Source organism: Actinosynnema sp. NPDC023587, from assembly GCF_040640215.1.
In the GTDB taxonomy this organism is placed as follows: Bacteria; Actinomycetota; Actinomycetes; order Mycobacteriales; family Pseudonocardiaceae; genus Actinosynnema.
Window position 1 is genome coordinate 1 of sequence record NZ_JBFABG010000002.1, and the last position, 15385, is coordinate 15385.

Annotated in this window: 11 protein-coding genes; 4 read left to right on the top strand and 7 right to left on the bottom strand. The window is 71.9% G+C overall.

Annotation, left to right across the window (positions count from 1 at the left end; genetic code table 11):
- Positions 1-214: 214 nt before the first annotated feature.
- The 6 genes from rho to argS form a co-directional block, all read right to left on the bottom strand.
- Complete coding sequence (gene rho / locus AB0G01_RS05105; RefSeq protein WP_360939896.1) at positions 215-2281, bottom strand: transcription termination factor Rho; 2067 nt, start codon at positions 2279-2281, stop codon at positions 215-217.
- A 346-nt stretch (positions 2282-2627) separates the two neighbouring features.
- Positions 2628-3503, bottom strand: a complete 876-nt coding sequence (gene thrB, locus AB0G01_RS05110; protein ID WP_360939898.1) for a homoserine kinase — start codon at positions 3501-3503, stop codon at positions 2628-2630.
- Positions 3500-4576, bottom strand: a complete 1077-nt coding sequence (thrC, locus tag AB0G01_RS05115; protein ID WP_360939900.1) for a threonine synthase — start codon at positions 4574-4576, stop codon at positions 3500-3502. The genes thrB and thrC overlap by 4 nt, the downstream gene beginning before the upstream one ends.
- Positions 4573-5871, bottom strand: coding sequence for a homoserine dehydrogenase (locus AB0G01_RS05120; RefSeq protein WP_360939902.1), 1299 nt, complete (start codon positions 5869-5871; stop codon positions 4573-4575). Before AB0G01_RS05120 ends, thrC begins: the two co-directional genes overlap by 4 nt.
- A 1-nt stretch (position 5872) precedes the next feature.
- A complete protein-coding gene (gene lysA / locus AB0G01_RS05125; protein WP_360939904.1) occupies positions 5873-7297 on the bottom strand; it encodes a diaminopimelate decarboxylase in 1425 nt (474 codons plus the stop codon).
- Positions 7297-8946: an arginine--tRNA ligase gene (argS, locus tag AB0G01_RS05130; RefSeq protein WP_360939906.1), complete on the bottom strand. Its 1650-nt coding sequence runs from the start codon at positions 8944-8946 to the stop codon at positions 7297-7299. The genes lysA and argS overlap by 1 nt, the downstream gene beginning before the upstream one ends.
- Positions 8947-9130: 184 nt before the next feature.
- Between argS and AB0G01_RS05135 the strand changes: the two genes are divergently transcribed.
- On the top strand, positions 9131-9952 hold the full coding sequence (locus tag AB0G01_RS05135) for a DUF3105 domain-containing protein (RefSeq protein ID WP_360939908.1): 822 nt from the start codon (positions 9131-9133) through the stop codon (positions 9950-9952).
- A 2-nt stretch (positions 9953-9954) separates the two neighbouring features.
- Positions 9955-10641 carry a DUF305 domain-containing protein gene (locus AB0G01_RS05140; RefSeq protein ID WP_360939909.1) on the top strand — a complete coding sequence of 229 codons (687 nt, stop codon included), beginning with the start codon at positions 9955-9957 and terminating at the stop codon, positions 10639-10641.
- A gap of 94 nt (positions 10642-10735) precedes the next feature.
- Here the strand turns inward: AB0G01_RS05140 and AB0G01_RS05145 are convergent, their stop codons facing one another.
- On the bottom strand, positions 10736-12058 hold the full coding sequence (locus tag AB0G01_RS05145) for a cytochrome P450 (protein WP_360939911.1): 1323 nt from the start codon (positions 12056-12058) through the stop codon (positions 10736-10738).
- Between the two features lie 159 nt (positions 12059-12217).
- Here AB0G01_RS05145 and AB0G01_RS05150 point away from each other — a divergent pair, with 159 nt between their 5' ends.
- Positions 12218-13045, top strand: coding sequence for an SAM-dependent methyltransferase (locus AB0G01_RS05150; RefSeq protein WP_360941189.1), 828 nt, complete (start codon positions 12218-12220; stop codon positions 13043-13045).
- Between the two features lie 182 nt (positions 13046-13227).
- Complete coding sequence (locus tag AB0G01_RS05155) at positions 13228-15324, top strand: diguanylate cyclase (protein ID WP_360939913.1); 2097 nt, start codon at positions 13228-13230, stop codon at positions 15322-15324.
- Positions 15325-15385: the final 61 nt, after the last annotated feature.

Sequence of the window (15385 nt, forward strand, 5' to 3'; positions counted from 1 at the left end):
GGTGGTCCTTGTTTTCCCGCGGGGTGACCTCCGTTGCGGGTGGGGGGGCCCCGCCCCGCGCGGGGGGTGCGCCCACCCCCCCACCACGCGCGGTTCGCTGGCGCGCGGGCCATACGGGGACGACACGACGCGGTGTGTGAGTGGTGAAAGTGCGCTTCGCGCACAGAACGGCCCGCCTGACCGGGTGGTCGGGCGGGCCGTCTGGTGACTTGACTCAGTCGTTGTCCCCGCCTGGCGTCGTCTTCGCCACCTGCATCAGGAACTCGATGTTGGTGCGGCTCTTGCGAAGGCGGTCCAGCAGGAGGTCGATCGCCTGCTGGCTGTCCAGGGCGTGCAGGACCCGGCGCAGCTTGTGCATGACCGCCAGCTCGTCCGGCGACAGGAGCAGGTCTTCCTTGCGGGTACCGGACGAGTCGACGTCCACCGCCGGGAAGGTGCGCTTGTCCGCGATCTTGCGGTCGAGCTTGAGCTCCGCGTTGCCGGTGCCCTTGAACTCCTCGAAGATCACGCTGTCGCCCGCCGAGCCCGTTTCCACGAGGGCCGTGGCGATGACGGTCAGGCTGCCGCCGCCTTCGATGTTGCGGGCCGCGCCGAGGAAGCGCTTCGGCGGGTACAGGGCCGTCGAGTCGACACCACCCGACAGGATTCGGCCGCTGGCCGGGGCCGCCAGGTTGTACGCGCGGCCCAGGCGGGTGATCGAGTCCAGCAGGACGACCACGTCGTGACCCATCTCGACCAGGCGCTTCGCCCGCTCGATGGCCAGCTCGGAGATCGTCGTGTGGTCCGACGGCGGCCGGTCGAAGGTCGAGGCGATGACCTCGCCCTTCACCGAGCGCTGCATGTCGGTGACCTCTTCGGGCCGCTCGTCCACCAGGACCACCATCAGGTGGCACTCCGGGTTGTTCTTCGTGATCGCGTTCGCGATCGACTGGAGGACCGACGTCTTGCCGGCCTTCGGCGGGGACACGACGAGCGCGCGCTGGCCCTTGCCGATCGGCATCACCAGGTCGATGACGCGGGTCGTCAGGATGTGCGGCTCGGTCTCCAGGCGCAGGCGCTCGTTCGGGTAGAGCGGCGTCAGCTTGGTGAAGTCGGGGCGGTTCTTCAACTCCTCCGGGTCCAACCCGTTGATCTTGTCCACGCGGACGAGCGGGTTGAACTTCTGGCGCTGCTGCTCGCCGTCGCGCGGCTGGCGGACGGCACCGATGAGCGCGTCGCCCCTGCGCAGGCCGTACTTGCGGACCAGCGACAGCGACACGTAGACGTCGTTCGGGCCCGCCAGGTAGCCGGACGTCCGGACGAACGCGTAGTTCTCCAGCACGTCCAGGATGCCCGCCACGGGGAGCAGGACGTCGTCGTCGCGCACCTCGGTGTCGGTGCTGGGGCCCGCGCCGTCACCACGGCCGCCCCGGCGGCGGCGATCGCGGAAGCGACGGCCGCGACGGCCGCCTTCCTCGTCGTCGCCGTCGTCCTGGATGTTCTGCACGTTCTGCCGGTCGCGGTCACCGCGATCGCGGTCCCGGTCCCGGTCCCGGTCCCGATCGCGGTCCCGGTTGCGGCCGTCACGACCTTCCCGGCCGTCCCGACCGTCCCGGCCCTCACGGCCGTCGCGGTTGCGGTTGCCGCGTTCGCTGCGGTCCCCGCGGTCGTTGCGCTCGCTGCGGTCGCCTCGGTCCTGGCGCTGTTCGCGCTGGTCACCTCGGTCCTGCTGGGAGCGCTCCTGCTGTTGCGGCTGGGCCGGCGGGGCGTCGGCGGTGGGGGTCGCGGCGGTCGGCTGGGCCGTGTCCGGGTTGCCCGACGGGCGGTTCGCGGACCGGCGGCGGCGGTTGCCCCGGCGGTTGCCCTCGTCGTCGGACTGCGCGGGGCGGTCCGACACGTCGAGCTGCTGCTGCGTCGGCTTCTCCACGGGCTTCTCGACCACGGGGGCGGGCGCGGCGGCGGCCGGCTTCTCGACCACGGGCTTCTCGGTGGCGGCTGCGGGGGCCGCCTTCTTCTCGGTCTTCGGCGGCGTCGCGGCACTGCCCCGACCGGAGGTGCCGCCCTGGCGCTCCTTGATGGCCGCGATGAGGTCACCCTTGCGGAGACCGGCGGTGCCGGAGATACCGAGCTGACCTGCGAGTTCACGAAGTTCGGCGAGCACCATGCCGGAGAGGCCCGCGCGCTTGCGCGGCGCGGCGCTGCCGTTCGAAGGGGTTGACAGAGCGTTCTCCTCGGCACCGGAACCGGCAGCGGCGTTGGGAGCAGCAGGAGCTTCGCTGCTCAGCACATCAGTGTTGCTCACACATGTCCTTCCTGACCGGACCGCGCCTCCTACGCGGACCAGCGGACCTGCCGTCCGACGGAATGCGGACCGGCAGTTCGCCTGCGTCTCGGAGGACCTCGTCCGCGTGAAGAACGCGCACAGATACGGAGTCCACCGGCACGAGACGTTCTCGGTCACACGGCGAGCGGGTGCCTTCCAGCGCCAACCCCGTCCATACGGCACAGGGCCAAGTCACTGGAGGAATGCGATCCGGAGCGAATGTCCGGGCACCACACCGGCGTCCGTGCGCGCGGTGACTGATGGCCCCGAGGGTAGACGCCGGTCCGGCCAGGTGCAACAACCGGGGCCCGGCGCGTCGCACCGCTCAACCGAGTGGCGCAACGCGCACTCCCGCGACGTCGACCGGGACGTGGTGCGGGGTGAACCCGTCCACGTCGACGTCCTCGGGGATCTTGCCGTCCTCGGGGAGCGCCAGCACGGTCGGCCCGGCACCGGACACCGCGGCGGCGACTCCGGCTTCCCGAAGTGCCCTGACCAGCGCGTACGTCCTCGGCCAGGCGGATTCCCGGTACGGCTCGTGCAGCCGGTCGTCCAGGGCGGTGAGGAGCAGCGACGGGTCGGCGGTGAGGGCGTGGACGGCCAGGGCCGACCGGCCGGCGGCGAAGGCGGCGTCCACGTGCGGCACGGTCGGGGGCAGCAGGCCCCGGGTGGTGCGGGTCGCGGATTCCTGGTCCGGGACCAGCACGACGGGGGCCAGCGCGGGGTGCGGGTCCAGGCGCACCGCGCGGTAGCGGTCCCCCTCGGTCCAGGCGACGGCCACGCCGCCGAACATCGCGGCGGCGGCGTTGTCGGCGTGGCCCTCGAACTCGGCGGCGAGTTGCAGCGCCGTCGCGTCCACCCCGTGGCCGGCCAGCGCGTACGCCGCCGCGATCCCCGCGACGACGGCCGCCGAGGACGAGCCCAGGCCGCGGGCGTGCGGGATCGCGTTCCGGCACCGGAGGTGCAGGCCGGGCACGTCGAGGGCGAGGCGGTCGGCGGCGGCGCGGAACGCGCGGACCACCAGGTGGGTCTCGTCGTCGGGCACGCCGGTGGAGCCCTGGCCGGTCACCTCGATGGCCAGGCCGGACTCCCTGAGGCGGAACTCGACCTCGTCGTGCAGGCCCAGGGCGAGGCCGAGCGCGTCGAAACCGGAGCCCAGGTTGGCCGTGGACGCCGGAACGGTGACCCGGACGCCGGTCACGTCAGCTCCAGCGCGGTGGCGACCGCGCCGGGGTCGACCGGGACCGGCTCGACCTCGGGCACGTCGCGCAGCGCCGTGTCCGGGTCCTTGAGGCCGTGGCCGGTGACCGTGCAGACGACCAGGGAGCCCTTCGGCAGGCGGCCGTCGGCGGCGGTCGCGAGCAGGCCCGCGACGCTGGTCGCGGACGCCGGCTCGACGAAGATGCCGTCGCGGGACGCGAGCAGCCGGTAGGCCTCCAGGATCTTCTCGTCGGTGACCGCCTCGAACAGCCCGCCGGACTCGTCCCTGGCGGTGACCGCGCCGGTCCAGGACGCCGGGCTGCCCACCCGGATGGCGGTGGCGATGGTCTCCGGGTTCGCGACCGGCTCGCCGAGCACGAGCGGCGCGGAGCCGGCCGCCTGGAAGCCGAACATGCGGGGCGTGCCGGCGATGACGCCGTCCGCCGCGTAGTCGGAGTAGCCGCGCCAGTAGGCGGTGATGTTGCCGGCGTTGCCGACCGGCAGGCAGTGCACGTCCGGCGCGCGGCCGAGCACGTCGCAGATCTCCCACGCGGCGGTCTTCTGGCCGATCAACCGGACCGGGTTCACCGAGTTGACCAGGGTGATCGGGTACTCGGCGGAGGTCTTGGCGGCCAGTTCGAGGCAGTCGTCGAAGTTGCCGTCGATCTGGAGGATGCGCGCGCCGTGCGAGACCGCCTGGGCGAGCTTGCCCAGGGCGATCTTGCCGCGCGGCACCAGCACGGCGGCGGTGAGCCCGGCCTTGGCCGCGTAGGCGGCGGCGGACGCCGAGGTGTTGCCGGTCGACGCGCAGATGACCGCCTTGATGCCGCTGGCCAGGGCGTGCGTCATGGCCACGGTCATGCCGCGGTCCTTGAACGAGCCGGTCGGGTTCGCGCCCTCGACCTTCACGTACACCTGGCAGCCGGTCACGTCGGACAGGTGGTCCGAGGCCACCAGCGGCGTGCCGCCCTCGTGCAGGGTGATGACCCTGGCCCCCGCCGGGAGCTGGATCCGGTCCGCGTAGGCGTGGATGATGCCCGGCCACCCCGGGCGCACGCCCGCTTGGATCGTCATGACTCTTCGCCTTCCACCCGCATCACGCTGACCACTTCCCGAACCACGGGCAGTCCGCCGATTTTGTCCACGGTCGACCGCAGTGCCGCGTCCGTCGCGGCGTGGGTGACGATCACCAGGCTGGCGTCGTCCACCCGTCCCTCCTGCCGGACCGCCGCGATGCTCACGTCGTGTTCCGCGAACACCGCCGCGACCTGCGACAGCACACCTGGCCGGTCGGCCACGTCGAGGCTGATGTGGTACTTCGTGGGCGTCTGGCCCATCGGCCGGACGGGCAGCGCGGCGTACGCCGACTCGCGCGGGCCGCGCCCGCTGACCACCCGGTTGCGGGCGACGGCGACGAGGTCGCCGAGCACCGCGCTGGCCGTCGGCGCGCCGCCCGCGCCCTTGCCGTAGAACATCATCTCGCCCGCCGCGTCGGCTTCCACGAACACCGCGTTGAACGCGCCGTTCACGCCCGCGAGCGGGTGGGACCGGGGGATCATCGCCGGGTGCACGCGGACCGAGATGCCCTCGGTCGCGTTCTCGGTCACCCGCTCGCAGATGGCGAGCAGCTTCACCGTCCGGCCCAGCCCCTTCGCGGCGGCGATGTCGGCGGCGCTGACCGAGGCGATGCCCTCGCGGTGCACGTCCGCCGCCGTCACCCGGCTGTGGAAGGCCAGCGACGCGAGGATCGCAGCCTTCGACGCGGCGTCGAACCCGTCGACGTCGGCGGTCGGGTCGGCCTCGGCGTACCCGAGGCGGGTGGCCTCCTCCAGCGTCTCGGAGTAGCCCGCCCCGGTGGAGTCCATCCCCGAGAGGATGAAGTTGGTGGTGCCGTTGACGATGCCCATCACCCGGGTGATGCGGTCGCCGGCCAGGGACTCGCGCAGCGGGCGCAGCAGCGGGATCGCGCCCGCCACCGCCGCCTCGAAGTACAGGTCCGCGCCGGAGGCGTCGGCGGCCTCGAACAGCTCGCCGGAGTGCTCGGCGAGCAGCGCCTTGTTGGCGGTCACGACGGACTTGCCCGCCTTGAGCGCCTTGAGCAGCCACGTCCGCGCGGGCTCGATCCCGCCCACGACCTCCACCACGACGTCCACGTCGGACTCGACGAGCGCGTCGACGTCGGTGGTGAGCAGCTCGGCGGGCACCTCGCGGTGCTTGTTCGGCTTGCGCACCGCGATGCCGGTCAGCTCCACGGGCGCGCCGACCCGCGCGGTCAGGTCCGCCGCCTGGTCGGTCAGCAGCCGGACCACCTCGGTGCCGACCGTGCCGCAGCCGAGCAACGCCACGGTGATCGGTTTACGGCCAGGCACGTCATACCTCCAGGCGAAACAGGTCTTCCTCGGTCTCCCGGCGCAGCAGCAACCGGGACTGGCCGTCCGCGACCGCGGCGAGCGCGGGGCGGGGCAGCCGGTTGTAGCCGCTGGCCATGGAGTAGCAGTAGGCACCGGTCGCGGCGACCGCGATCAGGTCGCCGGGCGCGAGGTCGTCGGGCAGCCAGCAGTCCCGCACGACCACGTCACCGGACTCGCAGTGCTTGCCGACGACCCGGCACAGCACGGCCTTCGAGTCCTCTTCGGCCTTGCGGGACACCAGCTTGCAGTCGTACACGGCGTCGTACAGGGCGGTGCGGATGTTGTCGCTCATGCCGCCGTCGACGCTCACGTACCGGCGGATCGCGCCGGCGTCGAGCTGGACGTCCTTGATGGTGCCGACCTCGTACACGGTGACCGTGCCGGGTCCGACGATCGCCCGGCCGGGCTCGACCGCGATCTTCGGCGCGGGCAGGCCGGCGTGCTCGGACTCCTTGGACACGATGGTGCGGAGCTGCCGGGCCAGCTCGGCGGGCGGCGGCGGGTCGTCGTCCGCCGTGTAGGCGATGCCGAGGCCGCCGCCGAGGTCGACGGTGGCCACGTGCTCCAGGACGCCCGCGCCGTGCTCGTCGCGCAGCTCCGCGAGCAGGCCGATCACCCGGCGGGCGGCGACCTCGAAGCCGCTGGCGTCGAAGATCTGCGAGCCGATGTGGCTGTGCAGGCCGATCAGCTCCAGGCCCTCGGCCTTGAGCACCCGGCGGGCCGCCTCGGCGGCGTCGCCGGAGGACAGCGAGAAGCCGAACTTCTGGTCTTCGTGCGCGGTCGCGATGAACTCGTGGGTGTGCGCCTCGACGCCGACGGTCACCCGGATCATCACCGGCTGCACGCGACCCCGGTCGCGGGCGACCTGGTCCAGCCGGGCGATCTCGTGGAACGAGTCGAGCACCACGGCACCGACGCCCGCTTCGACGGCGGTCGTCAGCTCGACGAGGGACTTGTTGTTGCCGTGCAGCGCGATCCGCTCCGGCGGGAAGTCCGCGCGCAGGGCGATCGCGAGCTCGCCGCCGCTGGCGACGTCGATGCTCAGGCCCTCCTCGGCGACCCACCGGGCCACCGCGACGGACAGGAACGCCTTGGACGCGTAGTGCACGCGCGTCGGGTCGCCGAACGCCTCGGCGTGCTCGCGGCAGCGGGACCGGAAGTCGCCCTCGTCCATCACGAACAGCGGGGTGCCGTACCGCTCGGCGAGCGCCCGCACGTCCACGCCGGCCAGCTCGACCGCGCCGGCGTCGGTGCGGGCGGCGTTGCGCGGCCACACGTTCGGGTGGAGCTGGTCGAGTTCGCCCGGGGTGACCGGGCGGTTGCCCGCCGTGTTCGACGGGATCAGGACGTCGGCGTGCCGGGGACCGGCCGGGTGGGCGCGCATCACATCCGCTCCGGGGCGGTCACGCCGAGCAGCCGCAGGCCGTTGGCGAACACGTGGCGGGCGGCGACGCAGAGTTGCAGGCGCGCGCCCTGGACGTCGGTCGGGTCGTCGTCGCCGCGCGGCAGCACTCGGCACTCCAGGGTGTCGTAGAAGCGGTGCAGAGCGCCCGCGAGCTCTTCCAGGTACCGGGCGACGCGGTGCGGTTCCCGCAGCTCGGCGGCCGTGGCCACGACGCGCGGGAACTCGCCGGCGGTGCGGATCAGGTCGCCCTCGCGGTCGTGCCGGAGCAGTTCGAACGAGTCGTTCGGCGTCATCCCGAGGTCGGCGGCGTTGCGCAGCACCGAGCAGATCCGCGCGTGCGCGTACTGGACGTAGAACACGGGGTTCTCGTTGCTGCGCTTGCGCAGCAGGTCCAGGTCGACGTCCAGGGACGAGTCGGCCGACGAGCGGGTCATCGCGTACCGGGCGGCGTCCACGCCGACCGCCTCCACCAGGTCCTGCATGGTGATCACGGTGCCCGCGCGCTTGCTCATCCGGACCGGCTTGCCGTCGCTGACCAGGTTCACGAGCTGGCCGATCAGCACCTCGACCGTCGCCGGGTCGTCGCCGACGGCCGCCGCGGCGGCCTTGAGCCGGCCGACGTAGCCGTGGTGGTCCGCGCCGAGCATGTAGATGCACAGGTCGAAGCCGCGCGCGCGCTTGTCCAGGAAGTACGCGATGTCGCCCGCGATGTAGGCCGGGTCGCCGTCGCTCTTGACGACCACCCGGTCCTTGTCGTCGCCGTACTCGGTGGACCGCAGCCACCACGCGCCGTCCTCGAAGTACAGGCCGCCGGACTCCTTGAGCTGGTCGATGGCCTTGGCCACGGCACCGGACTCGTGCAGCGAGTTCTCGTGGAAGTACACGTCGAAGTCGGTGCCGAAGTCGTGCAGGTCCCGCTTGATCTCCTCGAACATGAGGTTCACGCCGATCCGGCGGAACACCTCGTGGCTGTCCTCGGCGGTCAGCGCGCCGGGCTCCCGCTTGAGCACCTCGGCGGCGATGTCGCCGAGGTAGGCGCCGGCGTAGCCGTCCTCGGGGGCGGGCTCGCCCTGCGCGGCGGCGATCAGCGACCGGACGAACCGGTCGATCTGCGCGCCCGCGTCGTTGAAGTAGTACTCCCTGGTCACGTCGCCGCCGGAGGCCGCGAGGACCCGGCCGAGCGCGTCGCCGACCGCCGCCCAGCGGGTGCCGCCGAGGTGGATCGGGCCGGTCGGGTTCGCGGAGACGAACTCCAGGTTGATCTTGACGCCCGCCAGCCGGTCCCCGGTGCCGTAGGCCGCGCCCAGCGCGAGCACCTCGCGGACGACGTCGCCCTGCGCGTCGGCAGCGAGCCGCAGGTTGAGGAAGCCGGGGCCCGCCACGTCCACCGAGGAGATGGCGGCGGTGCCGGTCAGCGCGTCGGCCAGCCAGCCGGCCAGGTCGCGGGGCACGACGCCGAGCTTCTTGGCGACCTGGAGGGCCAGGTTGGTGGCGTAGTCGCCGTGCTCGGGGTTGCGGGGTCGCTCGATGGTCACCGTCGCGGGCAGGGCGGCGGGGTCGAGGCCGCGGGTGGACAACACGTCCACGGCCGTCGCACGGACCAGATCAGCGAGCGCAGCGGGAGTCACCCGTTAAGTCTAGGGAAGTGTTCCCGCTGGTCTCGACCGGGATACCGTCCCGGGGAGTGGGAGGCGGGCGGACCGGGGCAACTGTTAAGGACCACCCGTGGTGACCGGCAGTTGACGGTGATCCGACACCGGTTCCCTACACTGGCCCGCGGCATGGGCGTATGACGACTGACCTGAGGCGGACATGACCAGCGGCAAGAAGACGAAGGCCACGCGTTCGAGCGTGGCGGCGGCGCGGTCCTCGGTGGTGGCGAACAAGCCGAAGCCGTGGGGCACGATCGTCGCGGTGATCGCCGTATTGGCGCTGGCGGTAACCGTGTTCGGGTACGCGTACTCGCAGATCTCCGACAAGAACCAGCGCGAGGCCGCCCTGGCCAAGTGGAACCCGTCCGAGGAGAACAAGGACCCCTCGGACCAGATCCAGGGCGTGGTCAAGAAGGAGTACAAGGCCGGCAAGCACGTGCAGCCGACCCAGCGCGTGGGCTACGACCAGTCACCGCCCTTCGGTGGTCCGCACGACGGCGCGTGGGCGAACTGCACCGGCATCGCGTACCCGAAGGCCGTGCGCACCGAGAACATGGTGCACTCGCTGGAGCACGGCGCGGTCTGGATCGCGTACAACCCGGACCAGATCAGCGGTGAGCCGCTGGACAAGCTGACGAAGAAGGCCGAAGGCCAGCAGTACACGATGATCTCGCCGTACCCGGGGCTGGACAAGCCGATCTCGTTGCAGGCGTGGGGCCACCAGCTCAAGGTGGAGAACGCGGACGACGAGCGCATCGACCAGTTCATCCAGTCGCTGCGGCGCAACCAGTACACGTACCCGGAGATCGGTGCGGCCTGCGACTCGACCACGTTCGACGTCGACAACCCGCCGCCGTTCGTGACCGACGCGCCGGGCGCGGACGCCGTCCCGATGGACGGTGGCGTCGAGGACCAGGCCGAGACCGGTGGCACGCCGCCGGCGACGGACGCCGCGCCGCCGGTCACCCAGCCGAGTAGCTGATCTTGACGTCGGAGGACACCGGGCGGCAGCCGCGCAGCGGTACCACCGCCACCAGGGCCGTCGTGCTCGCGGTGGCGGTGGTCGCGGTCCTGCTGCTCGGCGCGGCGGTCGGGCTGCTGATCAAGCTGCCCGGCTCGGACTCCGCCGGCACGCCGGGCAAGGACTCGGTGGACATCGGCTTCGCGCAGGACATGGCGGTGCACCACCTCCAGGGCATCACCATGGCGAACACCGCGCGGGACAAGTCGACGAACCCGGCGATCCGCCAGCTCGCCTTCGACATCGAGTCGACGCAGCTCGAACAGGTCGGCCGGATGAAGGGCTGGCTCACCCTCTGGGGAGCGCCCGAGCAGTCGACCGACGGCACCCACATGAAGTGGATGACGTCGTCCTCGCACGACCACTCGTCGTCCTCGGACGCGGGGCGGGCCGGCCTGATGCCGGGCATGGCCACGTCGGAGGAGCTGGCCAAGCTGCGCTCGCTGTCCGGCACCGACCTCGACGTGTACTTCCTCCAGCTCATGCTCCGGCACCACCAGGGCGGCGCGCCGATGGCCGAGTACGCGGCCAGGCACGCCGGCGTCCCGGTGGTCCGCACGCTCGCCGACAACATGCTGAAGTCGCAGTCGAGCGAGGGCCAGTACATGAAGCAGTTGATCACCGAGCGCGGCGCGGCCCCCCTGCCGTAGCCGGACCCGGAACGCGCTCGTGCCCCCCGTGCGGATCGCCGGGGGGCACGAGGCTTTCGCGGAGCTGGTTCCGGGCCCCCTCGGGGGCGGTGGGTCAGGTGCGCGGCACGGGGGTCATGAGCAGGTCGACCGGGTAGGCGGCCGTGGTGAACTTGGCCCGCGCCCGCGTGCCGGGCACCTGGACCAGCCGCCAGCGGGCCGCCACGGTGGCCAGCGCGATGACGATCTCGGTCTGCGCGAACACGTTCCCGATGCACTGGCGGGCACCACCGCCGAAGGGCACGAACGCGCCCCGGGGCAGGGTGGCCGCCCGGTCGCCGGCCCACCGGTCGGGGTCGAAGCGCTCCGGGTCCGGGTGGTGCGCGGGGTCGTGGTGCACGAGGTGCGGGCTGACAATGACCTCCGCGCCGGCCGGCAGCACCGTCCCGGCCAGGTCGACCGGTTCGACCGCCTTGCGCATCAAAATCCAGATCGGGTACTTCCGCAGCACCTCGTTGACGACCTGGTAGAGGTAGCCGAGCCGGGGCAGGTCGCCGAACGCGACCGGGCGGCCGGCCAGCACCTCGTCCACCTCGGCGTGCACCCGGCGTTCCACCTCGGGGTGCTGGGCGAGCTCGTGGAACAGCCAGCCGAGCGCGACCGCCGACGTCTCGATCCCCGCCGTGAGCAGGGTGATCACCTCGTCGTAGACCTGCTGGTCGCTCATGCCCTCGCCGGACTCCTCGTCGTGCGCGAGCAGGAGCGTGGACAGCAGGTCGCCGTGGTCCGCGCCCTCGGCGCGCCAGCTCTCGATGACCTCCAGCACGATGGCCCGCATCCGCTCGGCGGCCTGGTCGAACTTCCGGTTGACCGGGATCGGCAGCCTGGCCACGAACGCCGGCGACAGGGCGCGCACCGCGCCGTTCCGCAGCACGTCGAACACCGAGCGGCGGATCTCCGCGATGGCCCGCTGCCCGATCTCGGTGGAGAACAGCGTCTCGCCGACGACGGTGACCGCGAGCGCCTGCATGTCGTTCTCCACGACCCGGGGTTCGCCGGGCCGCCAGGTGTCGACGAGGTCGGTGGCGGCGCGGACCATCGCCTCCGCGTACTGGGCGATGCGGTCGCGGGTGAACGCGGGCTGCATCATCCGGCGCTGCCGGCGGTGGAACGACCCCTCGGAGAGCGCCAGTCCGTTGCCCAGGTACGGGCGGAAGCGCTCGAACAGGAGCCCTTTTCGGAATTTCGCGCCGTCGGTGACCAATACCTGATGGGTGAACCGAGCACTCGTCACAAAATACGTGGGCACCGGGCCGAGGTCGACCTCCACGATTTCACCGTGCTCGCGCAACGCCTCGGTGAAGTCGGCGCGCCCTCGCAATAGTGACACGGTGTGACCGAGTAAAGGCAGCCGACCGGGTGCCACCGGGACGGACATAATCACTCCTCGGTGGGAAGCGGGGAAGAGAAGCCCACAGTAGGCGACATTCAGCGTAACCCGGCAGTACCCTTCCGGGTGATAGGGCATCATGCCGATGAACCACTGAACACCGCGTGGGACATCGCTAAACTGGGGCACTCCCGAGCGGTGGAGAGGGTGTGCGCGGTGGTCCGATCGGACTGGGTTCCGCACAGCGTGGACGTTTCCGTGCCGAGCATCGCCCGCGCCTACGACTTCATGCTGGGCGGCGCGCACAACTTCGCCGTGGACCGCGAGATAGCGCTGAAGATCGACCGGATGATGCCCGGCCTGCGGGCCGGGGCTCGGGTCAACCGGGCCTTCCTCGGCCGGGCGGTGCGGTTCATGACCGACCGGGGCATCCGGCAGTTCCTGGACATCGGCTCCGGCATCCCGACCGTGTCGAACGTGCACGAGGTCGCCCAGCAGGTCGACCCGCGGTGCCGGGTGGTCTACGTCGACCGGGACCCGATCGCGGTGGCGCACAGCGAGCTGATGCTGGCCGACAACGACCGGGCGGCGATCGTGCGGGCTGACATGCGCGACGTCGAGGGCGTCCTGGGGAGCGCGCAGGTCCGACGGCTGCTCGACTTCACCCAGCCCGTCGGCGTGCTGATGCTGCTGATGCTGCACTGGATACCGGACGAGTGGGAGCCGGGCGCGCTGGTGGCCCGCTACCGGGACGCGCTGCCGGACGGCAGCTACCTGGCGGCCAGCCACGTCAGCGCCGACCACGTCGGGCAGCCCATGCACACGGCGGCTCAGATGATCAAGGACAGCGGCAGCCGGGACCGGATGACGGTCCGCCGGCACGCCGAGGTGCTCGCCCTGTTCGACGGGTTCGACCTGGTCGAGCCCGGTCTGGTGGGGTGCGCGGAATGGCGGCCCGGCGGCCCGGCGGACATCTCCGACGTGCCGGACATGAACATGTTGCTCTATGCGGGAGTGGGCAAGGTCCACCGCTGAACTCCGGACCCCCGGAACGGGGGAAGCAAACCCGAAAATTGCGGAAAAGATTGTCGCCTAACGTAACGCTCCGAGTCGGATCAATCGATCGTAGGACTTTAGTTCACTCCTCTGGTCGAGCGTGCCGGGACTCGAAGTAGGTAAACTGCCGCGCAACCTGGAATCACAGCAGAGCACGGGAAATGCCTGACGCAGACCGCACGCCGGACGCCACGCCGTCCCCACCCGACCCCGACCGGGGTCGGCACTCGCTCGCGCGCAAGTGGGCTTACCTGATGAGCGGGGCGATCGTGGTTCCGCACACCCGGGAACAGCTCGACGCCGAATTGCGCACCCAGCTCGCCGAGATCTGCGCCGCGCTGAGCGCGGTCCCGTTCGTGCCCGAGCGGCTCGAACAGCTCGGCGACCGACTCGTGGGCATGGGTTACGTCGGCGAGGCGGGTTTGCGCTGCACCACCGACGTGCTCGGGCGCGGCCTGTTCGGGCTGCCCGAGTTCCAGCCCGTGGCCGAGCACGCCGAGCGGGTCGCGATCGGTCTCGGCGCGCTGGCCTCCGGGTTCCTGGCCGCGAACCGCCGGACGGTGTTCGAGCAGCAGGAGAGCATGCAGCTCACCCTGCTCAAGGCCGTCCGGGACGCCAAGTGGCGGCTCCGGGAGAGCGAGGCGCGCTTCGACGAGGTGGTCACGTCCTCGACCAGCGGGGTGCTGATCGTCGACCTGGCGGGCCGCGTGGTGCGGGCGAACGCCGCGATCACCGAGATCCTCGGCCACTCGGCCGCCGAGCTCACCGAGCTGACCCTGTTCGACCTGGTGCACGCCGACTCGGTGACCACCCTGCGCGAGGCCATGGCCTCGCTGCTGGCGGGCGGCCAGGACCGGATCCGGCAGTCGCACCGGCTGCTGCGCAGCGACGGCGACGTCGCCCGGATCACGCTGACCACCTCGCTGCTGCGCGACGCCGCCGAGGAGCCGGCGCACTTCGTGACCGTGGTCGAGGACGGCACCGAGCTGATGCTGTTGCAGGGCGAGCTGAACCGCCAGGCGCTGCACGACGTGCTGACCGGCCTGCCCAACCGGCAGTACTTCAGCACCTACCTGGAGAGCGCGTTGCGGCGGGCCGACCCGGTGCACGGCATCACGCTGTTCCACCTCGACCTGGACGCCTTCCGCATGGTCTGCAACAGCCTCGGCAACCGCGCGGGCGACCGCCTGCTGGTGCACGTCGCGCAGCGGCTCAAGTCCGTGCTGGCGGGCGAGAAGGCGATGGTGGCCCGGTTCGACGGCGACGAGTTCGGCGTCCTGGTGGAGAACACCGCCACGACACCGGACATCGCGCGGATCGTCTCCGCGATCAACGAGGAGCTGGCCGAGCCGACGTTCGTGGACGGGCACGGCCTGGCCGCGTCGGTGAGCATCGGCGTGGTCCGGCGACCGGCCCGCGACTCGGAGCCCGCCGAGCTGCTGCGCGCCGCCGACCAGGCGCTGCGCCGGGCCAAGTCCGGCCGGCGCGGCCAGTGGGAGCTGTTCCACCGGGACCAGGACGAGGCGGACCGGCGCACCCAGGCGCTGGCGGTCGGCATGCCCGGCGCGTGGGAGCAGGGCGAGATCGGCGTGCGGTACCGGCCGGTGGTCGGGTTCACCGGCGGGATCGCGGGCGTGGAAGCGCTGCTGCACTGGGACCACGAACCGCCGCTGGCGCACGACGCGTGCGTGGAGCTGGCCGAGCAGACCGGCCTGGTGCTGCCGCTGGGCGAGTGGCTGCTCCGGGTGTCGAGCGGCCAGGCGCGGTGGTGGCGGCACGCCGGCGTCGAGGCACCGCTGGTGGTCGGGTTGTCGGCGGTGCAGTCCGGGGACGCGGACCTGGTGTCGCGGGTGGTGCGGGTGCTGGAGGAGACCGGGTTGCCGGCCGACCGGTTGACGGTCGGGATGCCGGTGCGCGTGCTGTCGGCGGCCGAGGCCGTGGACAACCTGACCGTGCTGGCCGACATGGGCGTGCGGACGGCGTTGCACGAGTTCGGGCTGGGCCCGGTCGACCTGGCCGCGCTGGACGAGCTGCCGGTGCGCGGCGTGCGGGTGGCGGCGGGGCTCGTGGACCACCGCGCGGAGTACGTGGCGGCGCTGGTGTCGGCGGTCCGGGCGTCCGGCGTGACCGTCGTGGTGGACGGCGTGCGCACGCCGGCGCAGGCGTCGTGGTGGCGGTCGGCCGGCGCGGACGCCGGTTCCGGCGACCACTTCGGCGCGCCGGGCACGCCGGCGGAAGTCGTCGCGCACTTCCGGTGAAGTGATTTCCGGGATTGCCGCACACCGCCGGCGACGGCCGGCCCGAACAACTAAGGAAATA

Coding starts and splice junctions, on each gene's coding strand:
- AB0G01_RS05155 (WP_360939913.1), top strand. CDS start 13,228: ATGCCTGACGCAGACCGCACGCCGGACGCCACGCCGTCCCCACCCGAC.
- thrC (WP_360939900.1), bottom strand. CDS start 4,576: ATGACGATCCAAGCGGGCGTGCGCCCGGGGTGGCCGGGCATCATCCAC.
- AB0G01_RS05145 (WP_360939911.1), bottom strand. CDS start 12,058: ATGTCCGTCCCGGTGGCACCCGGTCGGCTGCCTTTACTCGGTCACACC.
- AB0G01_RS05135 (WP_360939908.1), top strand. CDS start 9,131: ATGACCAGCGGCAAGAAGACGAAGGCCACGCGTTCGAGCGTGGCGGCG.
- lysA (WP_360939904.1), bottom strand. CDS start 7,297: ATGCGCGCCCACCCGGCCGGTCCCCGGCACGCCGACGTCCTGATCCCG.